Raw genomic sequence first — 19,020 nt, 5'->3', positions numbered from 1 at the left:
CTTAGTTTATCTAACTTAGATACCGACTGCCGCTTGGTCATTGTCGGTAAGATCTGTTGATTGCACGACACGAAATTATTATGAGTCTTAACAACTATGTGCAAACTAGAAAAAAAGATCAAAGAAATTAATGAAATAGCCGTTTATTAGGCGGTATCAATTAGAGTAACTGTAAACTTAGCTGAGGCTCTGCCTCGACAGTAATCACCTCACTTTTAAAGCCAACATGTATGCCAACTAAGCGTACACGTTTGTTATCACCACGCGCTAAGGCTTTACTCAGTTGGCTGTGAAGTAATTCAGGTTGGAATTGATCGACTGTGTTATCGACAGTAGTTTGCGTAAAATCGTCAAATTTAATTTTTACACCTTGCGATTTTATTTGTCGGTCACTTTGTTTTGCTAATCGTTCGCTAAATTTAGGTAATAGTTGCAGTAATACATCAGCACACTCTGCAAACGACTTAGCATCTTCCATAAGTGTCGTTTCAAGCGCCAATGATTTTCGCTCACGCTCAGTTTCGACAAGACTTTCGTCAATACCGTGCGCGCGACGATACAGGCTACTACCGAATTTCCCAAATTGGCGTACTAAACTTTTCACGTCTGCCGAGCGAATATCGGCACAGGTATGAAATCCTTTGCGGTTAAGCTTATCCAATGTTTTAGGTCCAACACCTGGGATTTTGCTCAGCGGTAAATCTTTAATAAATGCTTCAACCTCACTGGGTTTGATCACACACAGTCCATCCGGTTTGTTTTCATCGGATGCAATTTTCGCCAAAAATTTATTAGGCGCTACACCTGCTGACGCCGTTAACTGCAATTCATTGGCAATATCTTGACGGATTTGCTCGGCAATCAAGGTGGCACTGCCAGCAAATATACGACACTCTGTTACGTCCAAATATGCTTCATCTAACGATAGTGGCTCGATAAAGGGCGTATAGCGACGAAATATTTCGCGAATATGCTTTGACGCCTTTTGATATTCATCCATTCTCGACGGCACTAGCGTCAAGTGAGGGCACAATTGCAGTGCACGTTTAACCGACATCGCAGAGCGCACGCCATATTCACGCGCGGGATAATTGCACGTTGATACCACGCTACGCTCGCTACGACCGGCAATAGCGATAGGAATATTGCGCAGGCTCGGATCATCGCGCATCTCAACGCCAGCATAGAAACAGTCAAGATCGACGTGGATAATTTTTCTTTTGTTAAATAAATGATGCGCCATAACAAGATCCGATATCTGTACAAAATACATATTGCACAACAACGATAACCGCACAAGCAAAAGGCTGTACAAAAACACAGTACCCGTATATTACCATACCTAACCATAATGGCAATTAGACAAATACTGCTATATACAGCTTCGGGGCTTACCACAGGATCTCAGCAAAGAAAAAGCCAATTGATTGAGAGCGCACTGTAGCACCGGATAGACGCCAAAAAGAGAAACACGGTTAATTCAACATGAACTCAATTGACCAGCTCTTGTCATAGTTATAGATATAGAATTGCTTTAGATGAAAACGGAAGGTGTTAAATGTTATCAAACACAGAGTTGCTGTTGGCAATATGACTGGTCAGATTTACCCTGATAATTGCTTAACGTATAATCACTCGCTCAAAAAAGCAGGGATAGCAAACATCGATAAGGCTGTGCATGTATCACTATTTACAATTACTAACCAAAAGACCACGCAAAGTATTTTTTAACGAATTTACAGTTGAGGTCCCTGTTGCTGCGTTATCGGCGAAAAAAATCACTGCTTTTCGTAACTTTTATAAGATTGACGACACGGCGCCACTCCCCTTAAGCTTTGCCTTTATTGCCGGTTTTAAAGCGATGATGAAAGCACTCGCGCACAAGCAATTTGCATTTGCACCCCTGGGCATGATCCACCTAGCAGCTGAGTTTAAAGCGCTTGCTGATATTGATTATCAACGCCCATTTTTAGTTGAAGTTAAAGTGAAACAAAATCGTCGTCATCCAATGGGGAAGTTGGTACAGCTTGAATCACGCTTTATTCAAGATGAGCAAGTTTGCATCATCAACACCAATACGATGCTGAAAAAACTTAAAGCCTCCAACACTAAAACGCTTGCCAAAGGCCTACAATGCTTTGTTGAACCAACTAGCATGCATGTCGATGAAAAACTTGCTAGGGCCTATGCCAAAATAAGTTACGACTATAACCCGATTCATATATCCAATCACCTTGCCAAACTATTCGGTTTACCTGGGACCATTATGCACGGCATGTATTTTGCCCACTTACTGTTACATAACAATAAGATTGATAGCCAGCGAGTAAAGTTTGAGTTTAAGAAGCCTTGTCTATTGCCTACCGATATTGGCTTTGCTAACAACGATGGTCAATATCAAATATTTTCGGGATGTGATGATTTGCACTTAACTATGCGAGTATTTGACGAGATAAAATCTAAGGATATCGCAGCATAGACGATATTTAGGAATATGTACTGACACTCCTTGTTATCTATAAATCTAGCAACTTGTACATCTTAGCGCGTGCCGCAACGATTAATAACCATCGCACGGTAAAATTGATTTAGGCACGCCATTACAATGCACCTCCCCCACTATACGACTTAGCCCACTAAATTTTCTAAACGATTAAACTATCGAATATGCTCGTAATCAGCCCTATTATCTATACTCTAACTATAAGTTGATTTCATTAGAGTATGATTATGGGCAAGCTATCGAGTATCAGGGTCATTGGCTTAACTGGTTTTCTGCTCATCATGGTCGGTTGCGCCGCCAATAATGCCGACACCGATTACCAAGCTAATTTTGACTTTAGCCAGTTAACGTCATATCAATTCGTCAATGAAAACTCTCTAAAACAACTTCAGAACGAGTTGTTAAACGAACGCATCCAGCTCGCTATTATCAGCGAGCTCGACAAAAAATCATTCCGCCAAGTTGATACCAACGCGGATATGCAAGTACGCTACAGTAGCTTCTCAACCGACAAGCCATCAAATTCGTCCATTAGTATTGGCATTGGTAGTGGCAGTCGCAGTGGACGCATGTCGACGGGTATCGGCATTGGCACTACGATCCCTATCGGTGGCGATGACGCCTACCTTGAAATCTCTATTGCCATGTATCAAAACAGTAAGCTGATTTGGCGTGGCAATGATCAAATGAGTTATCCGCAATCTGATACCCCTGAAGAGCGACAATTGCGTATCAATAAAACTGTTGCCAATATCTTAAAGCAGTTCCCACCGTTATAACGATAAGCGTTTTAGCAAGTTACGGTGAAGAGTCGCCATTATGGTTACCCAACTTGGCTAACCATCCCTGCATCGCTGGAAAAACATATAACATATAGATATAACTAGAGCGACATTTATACCTTAGTATTAAAACATTCAGCCATAAGTAACAATCCATTATAGGTGCCCCTATTCCATGCCGATATTCAGCAAATTAATGTTGACCGCACATATTGTGTTAGCTCCGATATTCATCAGTTTGGTTATCGCTGGCATTGTCTGTCTGCAGATATCCGAGCTCAACCTCGTCGTGTTAATTATTGCTAGCGTTATAGGGCTTTCTTGGGGTATTCATAACTTAAAAGTAATAAAGTCAGGGATTGGATTAAAAAAATACAAAATATTGTTAAAAAAGTTAAATATTTAACTCACAACCTTTGCAAACAAAGATTTACACCATGCTCACAGGGTTATTACGAGCAGGTCACAAAGCAACTATTTATGCAATAAATTATCCGCACATCGCTGATTTTATCAACAAAACAAGCCAACTACCCTCTACTTCTCCGAAGATGACAATGATGTTGTTAATTTGTAGTTCTTTGTCGGATTTTGTATATTCTCTCGATATTTTTATTAAAAGCCAATAAAGTAAGCGTTTGGTTAATATATGAGCAACCACATAAAACAAAAAATAATAAAGACACACGTATTTGCTGATAAGAAAACCAACGAGTAACAGGCTTTTATCTGACCCCTAACGCTGTAAACATAGGAAACTCAATGTCTAATGAAGCACTAGGTAATTTGCATAATTCTGAAAAGAAATCATCTGCATTTAATAAATTTTTAGCTGGCGTAGAGTGGCTTGGTAACTGTTTACCACATCCAATCACCCTGTTTGCCTTATTTTGTCTTTTCATTATTACAGTCAGTGGTATTGCCAGTTTATTTGATCTTAGCGTTATCGATCCTCGACCTGAGGGTACACCTGGCCGCGCTGCCGATGGTGTGATCAGCGTTGTAAACTTATTCAGTGCTGAAGGCTTACAAAAAATCGTAGCCAACTTAGTCACTAACTTTACCGGATTTGCACCGCTAGGAACGGTATTGGTTGCTTTGCTTGGTGTTGCCATCGCTGAAAAATCAGGCTTACTTGAAACCGCGATGCGCACGTTAGTTATGGGCTCATCGAAAAAGATGGTAACCTTTACGATTGTCTTTGCTGGTATTGTTTCAAATACAGCCTCAGAGCTTGGTTACGTAGTACTAATTCCATTAGCAGCAATGATTTTCCACTCCCTAGGGCGTCACCCGTTAGCGGGTCTTGCTGCTGCTTTTGCAGGTGTTTCTGGCGGTTACAGCGCTAATTTACTGTTAGGTACAGTAGACCCGTTGCTTGCAGGCATCACCAGTGCTGCAGCACAACTGATCGAACCGGGTTACAATGTCGGTCCTGAAGCCAACTATTACTTTATGTTTATTTCGGTATTTTTGATCTCCGCTGTAGGTACCTTTGTTACCGAAAAAATTGTCGAACCGCGTTTAGGTCAATATAACCCAGATGAAGCATCAATCGACCTTAATGCGCAAAAGATTGAAGATGTAACCGATAAAGAGCGTAAAGCGCTCAAAATGGCCGGTTTAACCTTTATCGCCTTATGTGGTGTTTTAGCATTAACCATCGTCCCTGAATGGGGTATTTTGCGTCACCCTGAAACAGGCGAAGTGAAAAACTCACCATTCTTAAAAGGTATTGTTGCCTTTATTTTCGTCACCTTTGCTATTCCAGGTTACGTATATGGCCGCTTTGCCGGCACCATGCGCACCGACCGCGACGTGATAAAAGCTATGAGCGACAACATGAATACCATGGGTATGTACATCGTGTTGGTGTTCTTTGCTGCGCAATTTGTCGCTTTATTTAAGTGGTCAAACTTAGGCACTATCTTAGCGATTAAAGGCTCTCAATTAATTCAAGCAATGGGACTGGCCGGTCCAGAGCTGTTTATTATCTTCATCATGATGTGCGGCTTTATCAACCTAATGTTAGGTAGTGCTTCTGCGCAATGGGCAGTCACTGCACCAATTTTTGTCCCAATGCTAATGCTGGTAGGTTATTCACCAGAAGTGATTCAAGCCGCTTACCGAATTGGCGACTCTGTAACAAACCTTATCACGCCAATGATGAGCTATTTTGGTTTGATCCTAGCAGTAGCGGTTCGTTACAAGAAAGATCTTGGCATTGGTACCTTAATCGCGACAATGTTGCCTTACACCATATTCTTTATCATCGGTTGGTCGACACTTTTCTACTTATGGGTATTTTTGTTTGGCATGCCTGTAGGCCCAGGTGCACCAACCTTCTATCCAGCAGGTTAGCAGTCGTCAATTGACCATTAAAAAAGCTCGCAAGTTTGCGAGCTTTTGTATTTGCGGACGGGACAAAAAATTTAGACCGATAATCGTAAAGAACTAGGCTACAAAATGTTCACGTTGCTCTGTGAGTGACAATTACGACTTATTATTGAGTCAAAATAGCGATATTTTTATTGGGTATTGAGTCACTATTTTTGAAAGACTGTTGCGATGTGCTATCAGCCGCTTGCTCATCATTATTGTTTGAGACACCTGATTTAGTTAAATACACCACCCAATATTCGACATGAGGGGCGCTAACATCTTTAACAAAGGCGACACCTATTTCATCTTGCTCAAGGTACAACGGATGCTCCCCCAATAGATGCTGACGATGCTGACTTGAGCGCTTAAATGCTTGCCATACTTCAGCAGCTGAGCTGTAGCCTCCTGCAATAGCTTCAACTTGGTTACTGTTAAATGTATTACCATAATAACTCGGCAACTCATAACCGTTCTCTCGTAAATATACGTTAGGACTTCCACCTAAGTTATGGGCAACGAGGCCAAAATCCGCCATTTTAGCGGCTTTCTGCTCAGCTAGTAGGGTTAGGGTATTATTGCAACGAATCACCTTTCTCCGCTGCTCTGAATCATCCACAACAAGGGCAAACAGGCGTGCCGCTGATTCACTGTTACCGCAACGTGGCAACTGCTCAGCCACTGCCGTTGATATCATTAGCATCGAGCAGCAAGCCCCTATCATTTTACGACGCATATAAACCTTAGTGTCAGTCAACCAAATACAACCGTAACACCGAGCGCAAAGATAAACAACAAGCAAGCATAGTCGGCCATTATCGAGCCGATGCCCGGCTTATAAATTGACGTGTTCTAAATAACGCATCGTTGTTAATTAAGTTTACTTAATAGCGTCGCCGTTTATTGCCATAAATTAATTAGAGCGTGTTGATCTTTTAGGGTTAAATTTTGTTCGAATTAAATGCATTTTTATCGCGGCACTTGTGATACGCATAGTTATTCTACGCACAGAGCAAGTAACAATGAAAAAAATGCATTTAAACGAATCCAAAGGACAGCTTTTATGACGCCTTTCTACTGTTTTATCAATTACTTATGTGGAGTAACCACACAACATAAGCTCTGCCTTGTATAAAAACATCATAAATTGCTGCAAAAACAACCTCAAAAAATCAACACGCTCTAGTCACAATGAAAAAGCCCCGACAACGTTAATTATCGGGGCTTTTTCATTGATTCACTGTATTAGCTTAGATATTTTTAATATCTATGGCGTTTTCTTTCAACGCTGCTTTGCGTTCACGCTCTTTACGTTTCTCACAGGGGTTATCACAGTTACAGGCCTTATCGATACCGATAGAGCCTAAACCACCACAGCTACCTGCTAAGGTTTTCTTCTGCAAAATATAACCAATAGCCATCGCGACAACGATAACCATGAAAAAGCCGAATGTTAATAAAAATAAGGTCATAATATATCTCGTTTAGCTGGCAAACATTATTCAGCCAGATACTGCTTAAACGTATCACTCATGGTTTCGATAAAATCGTCACCGTCTTTCGTAATTAAGTAAACCGCAAATTGGTGCTTTTGGGCAAAAGCTAAGCCTTTTTCCGGGCCCATAACTTCAATGGCTGTTGCTAAACCATCAGCAGTCATCGCCGATGGATGTACCACCGTCACCGAAACCAATTTATGGTTAATCGGCCAGCCAGTTGCAGGATCGATGGTGTGAGAATAACGCACACCATTGTCTTCAAAATAGTTACGATAATCGCCGGAAGTTGCCACGGCATTATCGCCCGGGATTATAACCTTTTGTACCGCCCTTGTCCCAGAAATTGGCTTTTCAACCGCAATACGCCAGTCTTTATCGTTAAACTTTTGTCCTTTAAGGCGCATTTCACCGCCAATATCAACCAGATAGCTATGATATCCTTGTTCTTCGAGAAAATCGGCAACCATGTCTACTGCAAAACCTTTGGCGATTGCCGATAAATCAACATAAACCTGCGCATCAGTTTTTGCCAGCATAGCGTTATTCAATTGAACTTTCTCAATGCCAATATGTTGCTTAGTGCTAACAATTAACTCATCGCTTGGCACGCGCTCAGGGCGCTTCTCAGGGCCAAAGCTCCATAAATTAACCAATGGGCCAACGGTAACATCTAGCGCGCCCTGAGTAATCTCTGCTAGCCTAATCGACTCGGCTAACACTTTATGTAACTCTGGTGATACTGAACGCGCTTCAAAACCACGATATTGATTAAATGCCGATAACTCCGAATTAGGATCATAAGTCGACATTTGGCCATTAATTTTCTTTAATAACTGATCAACCTGCTCTGCAACTTGTGTGTCTTCAAGCTGTTGTTTATTGGCGACGAGCTTAACCGTATAAACAATAGGCCCCATGGTTCGACCTGATAGCTGCAATTCTTGCAACTTAGCCTGCTCGGGTGCTTCGGAGCAAGCCAGAAGCATTAACAGCATCGTTGCTAAGACAATATTTTGAATGAATGCGCGCATGTCTATTAATTCCAGTGAATAAAAACCGAGCGGATTATAAGCGAAAACATAACAAGAAGACAGTGAAACACAATAACCTTAGTGCCTCACTTGCTTACACATAAAATCCCGTAGATACAAAAAGAGCGCTCTAAGGCGCTCTTTTTATTGATAAGTTCGATTAACCACCGAAGTCATCTAGTAGGATGTTTTCATCTTCAACACCCAAGTCTTTCAACATGCCGATAACAGCCGCGTTCATCATTGGCGGCCCACACATGTAGAATTCACAATCTTCTGGTGCTTCGTGGTTTTTCAGGTAGTTTTCATACAATACATTGTGGATGAAACCTGTGTAACCTTCCCAGTTGTCCTCTGGTTGAGGATCTGAAAGAGCTACATGCCACTGGAAGTTGTCGTTTTCTGCTGCTAGGCCGTCGAAATCTTCTACGTAGAACATTTCACGCTTAGAACGAGCACCGTACCAGAACGAAATCTTACGCTTAGATTGAAGACGCTTAAGCTGATCGAAGATGTGCGAACGCATTGGCGCCATACCAGCACCACCACCAACGAATACCATTTCTGCATCTGTATCTTTAGCGAAGAACTCACCAAATGGACCAGAAATCGTCACTTTATCGCCAGCCTTAAGGCTCCAGATGTAAGAAGACATTTTACCAGCAGGTAAATGTAAACGTCCCGGAGGCGGTGTCGCGATACGAACGTTTAGCATGATGATGCCTTCTTCTTCTGGGTAGTTAGCCATTGAGTAAGCACGTAACGTATCTGTGTCTACCTTTGACTCTACGTCGAAGAAACCAAAGTGGTTCCAGTCAGGACGGTATTCTTCAGGAATATCGAACTCTGAGTATTTAACGTGGTGCGCAGGAGCTTCAATTTGAATGTAACCACCAGCACGGAATGGTACCACTTCACCGTCAGGGATCTTAAGCTTAAGTTCTTTAATGAATGTTGCTTTGTTATCATTAGAGATAACTTCACATTCCCATTGCTGAACACCGAAGATTTCATCTTCGATTTCGATATCCATGTCCTGCTTAACAGCAACTTGACATGATAAACGACAGCCTTCTTTCGCTTCACGCTTAGTGATATGACCTTGCTCGGTTGGTAGAATATCACCACCACCAGAATGAACGTGTACACGACACTGGCCACAAGTACCACCACCACCACAGGCAGACGGTATGAAAATACCTTGGTCAGCTAATGCGCCAAGTAATTTGCCACCTGCAGCAGTCGTTACTGCTTTTTCAGGGTCGCCATTAATTGATATTGTTACATCGCCTTCTGCTACCAACTTCGACTTGGCAAATAGGATTACCAATACCAAAGCGACAACGATAGCGGTGAACATACCTACGCCTAGAATAATTTCTTGCATAGTTGTTTTCCTTTAAAACATCTTGCTTGGGAGCTTGCACTCCCTAGCCGCATTAACCTTATAACGAAATACCACCGAATGATAAGAAGCCAAAAGCCATCAAACCAGTCGTGATAAACGTAATGCCCAAACCTTTCAAGCCATCAGGTACATCAGAGTACTTCATCTTCTCACGAATACCCGCAAGAAGAACGATAGCTAATGCCCAACCGATACCTGAACCAATACCGTATACTACTGACTCGCCTAACGTTAGGTTTTTAGCAACCATGAACGATACCGAACCAAAGATCGCACAGTTAACGGTGATCAGTGGTAAGAAGATACCTAACGCGTTATATAACGGTGGGAAGAACTTATCTAGTACCATCTCAAGGATTTGTACTAATGCCGCGATAACACCGATAAAAGTGATGAACGACAAGAATGATAAGTCAACCGACTCAGCAGGATCTGTGATACCTAATACGCCATCAAGCGCACCTGGTGCCAAAATCGCTTGGTAGATGATTTGGTTAGCAGGTACCGCGATACCTAAAACCACAACTACCGCAACACCAAGACCTATAGCTGTGCTAACTTTCTTTGATACCGCAAGGAAAGTACACATACCTAAGAAGAAGCTTAGGGCGATGTTTTCGATAAAAATCGTTTTAATAAATAAGCTAATGTAATGTTCCATGTCGCTTAGTCCTTCTCAACTTGCTCTGGTTTCCACTGGCGAATTGCCCAGATGATTAAACCAATGATGAAGAATGAGCTAAATGGTAGTACTAGAAGACCATTAGCTTGATACCAGCCATCGTTTTGAATCAATGGAAGAATTTCAATACCGAATACGGTACCGAAACCTAATAATTCACGGAAGAAAGCAACTAGCATTAGGATCAAACCGTAACCTAAACCGTTACCGATACCATCCATGAAAGATACCACTGGCTTTTCTTTCATCGCAAACGCTTCTGCACGACCCATTACGATACAGTTGGTAATGATTAGACCAACGAATACCGATAGTTCTTTAGAAAGCTGATAAGAGAACGCTTTAAGAACTTGGTCAACGACGATTACCAATGACGCGATAATCGCCATTTGCACGATAATACGTACGCTTGATGGAATGTGGTTACGAATAATAGAGATAAACAAGTTAGAGAACGCTGTTACCAAAATTACCGCAAGGCTCATTACCAAAGCGTTAGCCATTGAGCTGGTTACCGCTAGGGCAGAACAAATACCCAGTACTTGTAAAGCAATTGGGTTGTTGTCAACGATAGGTTTCGTTAACACTTGTTTTGTTGATACATCACTCATTAGTTAAGCCCCTTTTCGCGAGTTTTAGCAATGTATGGGCCGTAGCCTTCATCGCCTAACCAGAAATGGATTGTTTTCTCTACGCCAACACTGGTCAAAGTAGCACCAGATAAGCCGTCAACACCATGGATGTCGCCCGCTTTTGCGCCGCCTTTAACTAAACGGATAGCAATGTCACCGTTTTCATCAAACAGCTTTTTACCTGGCCATAGCGCCTTCCACTTAGGATTCATAACTTCCGCACCTAGGCCCGGAGTTTCTTTGTGGTCAGAGTAAACAACAGATTTAACGGTGTTAAGGTCTGTATCTAAACCAATGAAACCGTACATAAGATCCCAAAGACCAGAACCAACGATTGGTAAAATAACGCTCTCAACAGTACCCGCATCGTTTTTCACTAAGTACACAACTTGTGAGTCAGCACGACGGTTGATACCAGCGATATCGTTTTCAGGCTTTGAAGATAATGCATTATCACGAGCATCACGACGCTCGTCGAACATTTCTGGATTACCTTCAACATACTCACCCGTTGCAACGTCAATCATTTTCGCTTCAACGTATTTGTTGTATGTACCAACGATATCTTTACCAGCAGTGTCTAGTAGACCAGCAGCTTCTAAGATTTTAGTTTGCTTATCAAGTAGCTTATTGGCTGTTTGTAGTGGTTTTAGCTGTACCGCAGAGATCGATACTAACGCAGCACAAACCAAACATACTGCAACAACAAAGCCAACGGTTTTGCCAAAAGTTTCTTTTTTATTAGACACGTGCAAGTCTCCGTTTGATGTTTGACTGAACCACGAAGTAGTCAAATAGCGGTGCGAATAAGTTAGCGAATAAGATTGCTAACATCATACCTTCAGGGAATGCTGGGTTAACTACACGGATTAGAACCACCATGATACCAACAAGGGCACCGAAGAAGTATTTACCAGTGTTAGTAAATGACATAGTTACCGGGTCGGTCGCCATGAACATCATACCAAAAGCAAAGCCGCCTAATACTAAGTGCCAGTACCATGGCATAGCGAACATAGCATTAGTATCTGAGCCAATAGCGTTAAATAAGAACGCCGTTGCTACCATACCAGCAAACACTGACAATACGATACGCCATGAAGCAATACCTTTGTACAAGATGTATGCACCACCAATGAAGATTGCTAAGGTAGATACTTCACCAACTGAACCTGGAATGAAACCGTAGAATGCGTTTAACCAATCTTGTGAGAAGATAGGTGCATACTCAAACGTACCTACAGCAGCTGCCGCAAGAGCGGTTGCACCAGAGAAACCGTCAACAGCAACCCATACTTGGTCACCAGAGATTTCTGCAGGGTATGCGAAGAATAAGAACGCACGACCAGCAAGCGCCGGGTTTAAGAAGTTTTTACCCGTACCACCAAAGATTTCCTTAGCGATAACCACACCGAAGGTAATACCTAGGGCTGCCTGCCATAATGGAATGGTTGCCGGTAAAATTAGCGCAAATAAGATTGAGGTTACGAAGAAACCTTCGTTAACTTCGTGCTTGCGCACTGCAGCAAACATTACTTCCCAGAAACCACCAACAATGAATACTGTCAGGTAGATAGGTAGGAAGAAACACGCACCGTAAAGCATCTTAACGAACCAGCCCGATTGCGCGGTTAACTCTGCACCAAACATGCTGAACAGACTCACCTGCCAAGTATCAGCTAATGCGTAACCAGCCGCTAATGCTTCAGCCGCTTGATGACCGATGTTGAACATACCAAAGAACATGGCAGGGAAAACCGCTAACCATACAGTGATCATGATACGTTTTAAGTCGATGCTGTCACGAATGTGAGTTTTACCTTTGGTTACGTAACCAGGGGTAAATAAACCCGTAGCAATGGCTTCGTATAAAGCGAACCACTTCTCGTGTTTGCCGCCTTTTTCAAAATGCGGCTCGATGTCTTCAATAAACTTTTTCAAGCCCATGACTAACCTTCCTTCTCAATGGTGGTTAACACGTCACGCAACAATACACCGTAATCCGTTTTACCAGGACATACGAAGGTACATAATGCTAAATCTTCTTCATCTAACTCAAGTGCACCAAGCTGTTGAGCACTGTCTGTGTCTTTGGCAGCAAGATCACGTAGTAACATGGTTGGTAAGATATCTAATGGCATAACGCGCTCGTAGTTACCGATTGGTACCATTGCACGAGATGAGCCGTTAGTGGTCGTTGTCATGTTGAACAACTTGCTCTTGAAGAAGTGTGCCATGTAGGCGCGAGTAACAGAGAATTTGTTCGGGCCTGGGTACATGTAACCGATGAACTCTTTTTCACGACCTTCAAGAAGCGCAGCAACCTGAACGTGGAAACGACCTAAGTAGGCATGAACACCTGACGCCGCTTGACCTTGTAATGGAGAACCAGAAATTACACGTACTTCACCATCAACCAACTGACCAGCAGTAAGTTCGTTGGTGCTTGTACCTAAAATTGTGCGAACTAAACGAGGTTCTTTAACCGCAGGGCCCGCTAAGGCAACAACTCGGTTAGAATCAAGTTTACCTGTGGTAAATAGCGTACCGATAGCGATAACGTCTTGGTAGCCTACGTGCCAAACAGTTTTGTTAGCCGAAGCCGGTGACAAGAAGTGGATGTGAGTACCCACTAAACCCGCAGGGTGTTTACCAGCGAATTCGTTTACTACTGCGTTACCCGCAGGAATATCCGCACCAGGTGCTTTTGATACAAAAACCTTACCTTCAGTAAGACGAGAAAGTACCGTTAAGCCGTGTTCAAACGCTTGTTTTTGCTCTGCAATAACAACTTGCGGATCAGCAGCCAATGGGTTGGTATCCATCGCACTAACAAAAATATCAGCAGCGACTGAACCTAGCATTGGTGATTTGCTGAATGGACGCGTACGGATAGCTGTCCACAAACCAGAATTAACTAGGTTTGCTTCAACATCGTCGCGTGACAAAGATGCTAATTGCTCAGCACCGTATGCAGCAAATGTTTCTTCTTCGTCGCCATTGATTTCAATAACAACAGATTGCAAAACACGCTTTTCACCACGGTTGATTTCTTTAACAACACCGGCAACTGGAGATGTGAATTTAACGCCAGGATTCTTTTTGTCTTCAAAAAGAACTTGACCTTTTTTAACGCTATCACCAGCTCTTACGAACATGGTTGGGCGCATACCCACAAACTCTTCGCCTAATGCCGCAACGGTTTTGATGGCCGAACCATCATGGATTACTTGCTGGGGAGCCCCGTTTACAGGGATATCCAGACCTTTTTTTATTGTAATCATAAACACATGCACTACGTTGAAAGGAGTTAAGAGCCAATACGGTTTCCCATACGACCCATTCTATCTTGCACGGCAAATCAACCAGTTACGATCGACTTTTCGGCAAGCCTTTAAGTTCAAAAATTTTCCGGCGCGAATTTTAGCACAAAAACCAAGGTGATATCTATGATCAAAACACAAAAATAGCATTTTCCGAACTGTGACTCATTATAGTCAAAGCCTGTTGAAACCCCGCATAGCAACAAGCTGTTTTCGGTATGAAAGGGCAAGCGTAAAGACATTTTACAACTGTAAAATAAAAAATGCCCAGCGTGCAACTTGGCACGTTGGGCATTTTAGCACACTTTTCTGGCAAACAATGCCAGCAGAGGTGTTGCTTACACTAAGTTATTAATTGGTGCTAATGGTGACACGTCAGCGTCATAATCTACGCCATCCACCTCAAAACCAAATAACTTCATAAACTCATGATTATAACCAACATAGTCGGTTAATTCGTCGATTGAATCAGTATCAACACTATCCCAAATTTGCTGAACACGGTTTTGTACATCGTCTTCAAGTTCTTTTAGGTTTTGCATAATGCGGTTGTGTTCATCTAGATCACGACTTGCACTATACAAATTGTCACGGAATAAACCTTGAATTTGCTGAATCGGGTTCTCATGCGTACCGTCTTGTTTCATCACTTTAAACAAACCAGAGATGTACAATGGCATAATTGGAATCGCAGAGCTCGCTTGAGTTACCACGGCATTTAATGACGTTACAAACGCTTCACCGTTCAGGTCAGCGGTTACGCTACGAATTTCGCTTGCAGCTCGGTCTAAGTCTTCTTTGGCACGACCAATCGTCGCTTTACCATATAACGGCCACGTTAATTGCTTACCAATGTAGGTATACGCTACTGTTTTACAACCGTCAGCTAACACGCCTGCATCTTTTAATGCGTTCATCCAAAGTTCCCAGTCTTCACCACCCATTACTTTAATGGTGCCAGCGATTTCTTCTTCATTAGCTGGTTCAACCGCAACTTCTTCAATAATACGCTTAGACGTGTTTAAACTCTTGGTCGTAAAACCACTACCAATAGGCTTTAGAGCTGATGCGTGGACTTCACCAGTTACCGGATCGGTGCGACGAGGCGCGGCCAGAGAGTAAACTACTAAGTCAACTTGACCTAGGTCTTGTTTGATGGTTTCAATCGTTTTTTCTTTTAACTCATTTGAAAACGCATCGCCGTTAATGTGCTTAGCGTATAAACCTTCTGCCGTAGCCGCTTTTTCAAACGCCGCAGTGTTATACCAACCAGCAGACGCAGTACGTTTTTCTGTCGGCTCTTTTTCAAAGAAAATACCAAGTGTTGATGCACCACCACCAAAGGCAGCGGTAATACGTGATGCTAAACCATAGCCCGTTGAGGCACCGATAACTAATACCTTTTTCGGCATGTTGTTGGCTTGTGGTTGAGATTTTACGTAATCGATTTGTTCTTGAACGTGCTGTGCACAACCAACTGGATGAGCATTGGTACAGATAAAACCACGTACCTTCGGCTTGATAACCATAGATAAAACCTTCGTTGTTATTAAATTGAACGGTAAATACTAAAAATTGCCACTATTGTACCTCAATTGGCAACAAATGAGGTCAGAGCAGCAATTTTTAATTGCGATAGACTGAGTATGTTATTGTCGGTTTTGCAAATATGCTTGCTCACTAATTTGGTGATAACGCTTTATCTGCTGATAAAAGTCATTATATGACGCCCATACCTTGGCAACGCTTACATCTTCACTGACCATGTCATTAATCACTGTCGCCGTTGTCTGTTTTAAGGTGTTGATAACCTCTGATGGAAACGTTTTTACTTCGACACCGTGTTGTTCGATTAACGCGGTTAAAGAAGAGCTATTACGGGCAGTGTATTCACTTAACATATCATCGTGCACTGCTCGGGCTGCCACTTTGACTATTTCTTGTAAATCGCTCGGCAATTCATTAAAAGCTTTTTCGTTAATCAAAAATTCCAAGGTCGCGGTAGGCTCTTGCCATGCCGTTGAATAGTAGTATTTCGCCGCTTTATAAAAACCAAAGGCTAAATCGTTATATGGGCCAACCCATTCACTGGCATCAAGTGCGCCGCTTTGCAGCGATGAAAATATCTCACCACCAGGCATATTCACAGGTACGGCACCGGCGCGACTCATTACCTCACCACCAATACCACCTATGCGCATCTTCAAGCCCTGCAAATCTTCCACAGAATTGATTTCTTTATTAAACCAACCGGCAAATTGTGCGCCCGAATTACCACCTGGCAACGGCATAATACCAAACGGTTTGTATAGCTCTTGCCATAACTCCAAACCGCCACCGTAATGTAACCAAGCATTAGTCTCTAGCGCGTTCATACCAAAAGGCACGGCAGCAAAAAATGATGCTGCAGGCATTTTGCCTTTCCAATAATAAGCACCGGAATGGCCCATTTCGGCGGTACCTTCAGATACCGCATCGAAGACTTCAAAACCTGGGACCAACTGACCGGCACCGAACACATCAACGGTTAGCCGTCCATTACTCATTTTATTCACATGCGCAGCGAATTTTTCTGGACCAACACCTAGGCCCGGAAAGTTTTTCGGCCACGAGGTAACCAGCTTCCATTTAAATGTTTGTTGCGGTGCCACTTGGCTAGTTGTCTGCTGTTGTTCACCGCAACCTGTTATGATTGCCAACAGTGACGCAATAGCAAGTAGCTGTTTGATTCGTTTCATAGCATTCCTTGTATTCTTATTATCTTGTCGGTTATAGATTTGATCATATTGGTGACACAAATCACTTGTAAATTATCAATTTAGCGTGAATATATTAACTCTGGCAACCAGGTAACCAACTCGGGCCATAGCGCTAGCGCCGCCAATAACAGCAACTGCATGACGATAAAAGGGATCACGCCTTTATAGATTTGCCCTGTTTTAATCGCCTTATCGGCAACCCCACGTAAATAAAATAATGAAAAGCCAAATGGTGGTGTCAAAAATGAGGTCTGTAAATTGACCGCTATCATGATGCCCAGCCATAGTGGGTTGATATCCATCATCAATAAAATCGGGGCGACAATGGGGATGACCACAAAGGTGATCTCGATAAAATCGAGAATAAACCCTAGTAAAAAGATCACCAACATAACAATCAACATCGCCGATATGGCACCACCCGGGAGCTGCTGAAAAAAGTCATGGATCAACTCGTCGCCGCCTAAGCCACGAAACACTAAAGAAAACAAGCTGGCACCAATTAAAATCAAAAACACCATTGAGGTGATTTTCATCGTGCCAATGGTTACTTGTTTCAGGTTAGCAAGTGTTAACGCACCATTAATCAAGGCTAATAACAGCGCACCAAAAGCACCAACCCCTGCAGCTTCTGTCGGCGTTGCATAACCGGCCAAAATAGAACCCAGCACCAATACCATCAGCAACAATGGCGGCACTAACGCGTTAATTAATCGCAACCAGTTAATCTTGCTCTGCTCTGATATTTTCGACTCTGCAGGCGCTGGTACTCCTTCGCTCGCAAACAGCGTCACGAAAATGGTGTAACATGTGTACATGGCCACCAATAGCAAGCCAGGTAATACCGCTGCGGCAAACAAATCACCGACACTGATGGTATCAGGGTTAAAATTACCTAACTTCAACTGCGCCAATTGGTATGAGTTCGATAGCACATCTCCGAGCAATACTAAGGCTATCGATGGCGGGATAATTTGCCCTAAAGTGCCCGTCGCACAAATAACCCCGGTTGAAAAGCGCGGACTGTAACCGGCTTTAAGCATGGTTGGTAGCGACAACAGTCCCATAGTCACCACGGTTGCACCAACAATGCCGGTACTCGCAGCCAATAACATACCAACGAAAATCACCGAAATAGCTAAACCGCCACGAAACCTGCCAAATAACTGTGCCATTGATGTTAATAACTCTTCGGCGATTTTGGCACGCTCAAGTACCATGCCCATAAACACAAATAACGGCACAGCAAGTAAGGTTTGATTGGTTAAAATGCCATAATAGCGTGACGGTAATGCAGATAAAAAAGCACTATCGAATGCACCAAATAACGTCGAAACACCTGCAAATAATAACGATGTCCCTGCTAACGTTAATGCGACTGGATAGCCAAACAACAACACAATACAAACACAAGCAAACATCACTAAGGCTAAAAATTCCATCAGCGACCCTCCTGCGTTGCATCGTCCGCTGTTGAAGACGACTGTGAGCGCGTAAGCAAAATATGTGCATTGCGGCACAACTCGGCAAGGCCTTGCAAAGAAAGGGTGACAACCAACAAAAGAATGAGTGTCTTATTTAAATATACTAATGGCAGCCCACCGGGTTCATTAGACTTTTCTAAAATGCGCCAAGACAAGGCAATATAGTCAAAACTGATGTAACCAATAAAAACACATACAGGTAGCAATAAAAAAATCGTTCCCAGTAAATTGACCAAGGCCTTTTTCTGATAGGAAAAGCGTTGATAAAAAATATCGACCCGAACATGGCCGTCATGTTTTAGGGTAAACGCAGCCCCCAACATAAAAATACAGCCATGGGCATATAAAACAGCTTCTTGTAAAGCAATCCAGCCTAGGTTAAAGCCATAGCGCAATACAACAATAGCAAAGGTTAACAAGACGATGATGAGAGTCAGCCAAGCAATAACGCGACCAAGATGCTCAGTAAAGGTATCCACCAAGCGGGTGTAGCGCAGCAGCAATGAGCAAAAAGCAGAGTGGGACATCGAGCCTCTGG

General features: G+C 42.8%; 17 protein-coding genes. 3 read left to right on the top strand and 14 right to left on the bottom strand.

The features are described from left to right. Window positions 1–160: 160 nt before the first annotated feature. Window positions 161–1,243 (bottom strand): DNA polymerase IV, encoded by a 1,083-nt coding sequence (gene dinB, locus ACAX20_RS03070; RefSeq protein WP_371188509.1) that lies wholly within the window; start codon window positions 1,241–1,243, stop codon window positions 161–163. A gap of 435 nt (window positions 1,244–1,678) precedes the next feature. On the opposite strand from dinB, the gene ACAX20_RS03065 reads away from it, so the two are divergent. The 3 genes from ACAX20_RS03065 to ACAX20_RS03055 all read left to right on the top strand — a co-directional run bounded on the left by ACAX20_RS03065 (window position 1,679) and on the right by ACAX20_RS03055 (window position 5,646). Beyond that, entirely contained in the window at window positions 1,679–2,479 is an 801-nt protein-coding gene (locus tag ACAX20_RS03065) for a MaoC/PaaZ C-terminal domain-containing protein (RefSeq protein WP_371188507.1), read from the top strand. Window positions 2,480–2,730: 251 nt separating this feature from the next. Next, entirely contained in the window at window positions 2,731–3,282 is a 552-nt protein-coding gene (locus ACAX20_RS03060) for a DUF4136 domain-containing protein (RefSeq protein ID WP_371188505.1), read from the top strand. Between the two features lie 765 nt (window positions 3,283–4,047). Then, window positions 4,048–5,646, top strand: coding sequence for an AbgT family transporter (locus tag ACAX20_RS03055; protein WP_371188503.1), 1,599 nt, complete (start codon window positions 4,048–4,050; stop codon window positions 5,644–5,646). A gap of 142 nt (window positions 5,647–5,788) precedes the next feature. On the opposite strand, the gene ACAX20_RS03050 is transcribed toward ACAX20_RS03055, so the two are convergent. From ACAX20_RS03050 to ACAX20_RS02990, 13 genes are all read right to left on the bottom strand, one after another. Beyond that, window positions 5,789–6,367 (bottom strand): CAP domain-containing protein, encoded by a 579-nt coding sequence (locus ACAX20_RS03050; protein WP_371188501.1) that lies wholly within the window; start codon window positions 6,365–6,367, stop codon window positions 5,789–5,791. Between the two features lie 547 nt (window positions 6,368–6,914). Then, complete coding sequence (gene nqrM / locus ACAX20_RS03045; RefSeq protein ID WP_371188499.1) at window positions 6,915–7,136, bottom strand: (Na+)-NQR maturation NqrM; 222 nt, start codon at window positions 7,134–7,136, stop codon at window positions 6,915–6,917. A 26-nt stretch (window positions 7,137–7,162) separates the two neighbouring features. Further along, entirely contained in the window at window positions 7,163–8,194 is a 1,032-nt protein-coding gene (locus tag ACAX20_RS03040) for an FAD:protein FMN transferase (protein WP_371188497.1), read from the bottom strand. Between the two features lie 160 nt (window positions 8,195–8,354). Continuing rightward, a complete protein-coding gene (gene nqrF, locus ACAX20_RS03035) occupies window positions 8,355–9,581 on the bottom strand; it encodes an NADH:ubiquinone reductase (Na(+)-transporting) subunit F (RefSeq protein ID WP_371188495.1) in 1,227 nt (408 codons plus the stop codon). A 58-nt stretch (window positions 9,582–9,639) separates the two neighbouring features. Next, a complete protein-coding gene (nqrE, locus tag ACAX20_RS03030) occupies window positions 9,640–10,263 on the bottom strand; it encodes an NADH:ubiquinone reductase (Na(+)-transporting) subunit E (RefSeq protein WP_371188493.1) in 624 nt (207 codons plus the stop codon). A gap of 5 nt (window positions 10,264–10,268) precedes the next feature. Further along, the gene (locus ACAX20_RS03025; RefSeq protein WP_371188491.1) at window positions 10,269–10,895 is read right to left on the bottom strand and encodes an NADH:ubiquinone reductase (Na(+)-transporting) subunit D; all 627 of its coding nucleotides are present in this window, start codon (window positions 10,893–10,895) and stop codon (window positions 10,269–10,271) included. Continuing rightward, window positions 10,895–11,665: a Na(+)-translocating NADH-quinone reductase subunit C gene (locus tag ACAX20_RS03020; RefSeq protein WP_371188489.1), complete on the bottom strand. Its 771-nt coding sequence runs from the start codon at window positions 11,663–11,665 to the stop codon at window positions 10,895–10,897. Before ACAX20_RS03020 ends, ACAX20_RS03025 begins: the two co-directional genes overlap by 1 nt. Beyond that, entirely contained in the window at window positions 11,658–12,863 is a 1,206-nt protein-coding gene (locus ACAX20_RS03015) for an NADH:ubiquinone reductase (Na(+)-transporting) subunit B (protein ID WP_371188487.1), read from the bottom strand. The genes ACAX20_RS03020 and ACAX20_RS03015 overlap by 8 nt, the downstream gene beginning before the upstream one ends. Window positions 12,864–12,865: 2 nt before the next feature. After that, entirely contained in the window at window positions 12,866–14,200 is a 1,335-nt protein-coding gene (locus tag ACAX20_RS03010; RefSeq protein WP_371188485.1) for a Na(+)-translocating NADH-quinone reductase subunit A, read from the bottom strand. Window positions 14,201–14,577: 377 nt separating this feature from the next. Continuing rightward, window positions 14,578–15,768 carry an enoyl-ACP reductase FabV gene (gene fabV, locus ACAX20_RS03005; protein ID WP_371188484.1) on the bottom strand — a complete coding sequence of 397 codons (1,191 nt, stop codon included), beginning with the start codon at window positions 15,766–15,768 and terminating at the stop codon, window positions 14,578–14,580. Between the two features lie 120 nt (window positions 15,769–15,888). Beyond that, the gene (locus ACAX20_RS03000) at window positions 15,889–16,977 is read right to left on the bottom strand and encodes a TRAP transporter substrate-binding protein (protein WP_371188482.1); all 1,089 of its coding nucleotides are present in this window, start codon (window positions 16,975–16,977) and stop codon (window positions 15,889–15,891) included. Between the two features lie 80 nt (window positions 16,978–17,057). Then, entirely contained in the window at window positions 17,058–18,440 is a 1,383-nt protein-coding gene (locus ACAX20_RS02995; protein WP_371188480.1) for a TRAP transporter large permease subunit, read from the bottom strand. Then, entirely contained in the window at window positions 18,440–19,009 is a 570-nt protein-coding gene (locus ACAX20_RS02990; protein ID WP_371188478.1) for a TRAP transporter small permease subunit, read from the bottom strand. Before ACAX20_RS02990 ends, ACAX20_RS02995 begins: the two co-directional genes overlap by 1 nt. Window positions 19,010–19,020: the final 11 nt, after the last annotated feature.

Origin of the sequence: Thalassotalea sp. Sam97 (assembly GCF_041379765.1) — a bacterium.
Classification (GTDB): domain Bacteria; phylum Pseudomonadota; class Gammaproteobacteria; order Enterobacterales; family Alteromonadaceae; genus Thalassotalea_A; species Thalassotalea_A maritima.
The sequence above is the reverse complement of the archived record's forward strand: the minus strand, read 5'-3'. Positions and strand labels throughout refer to the sequence as shown.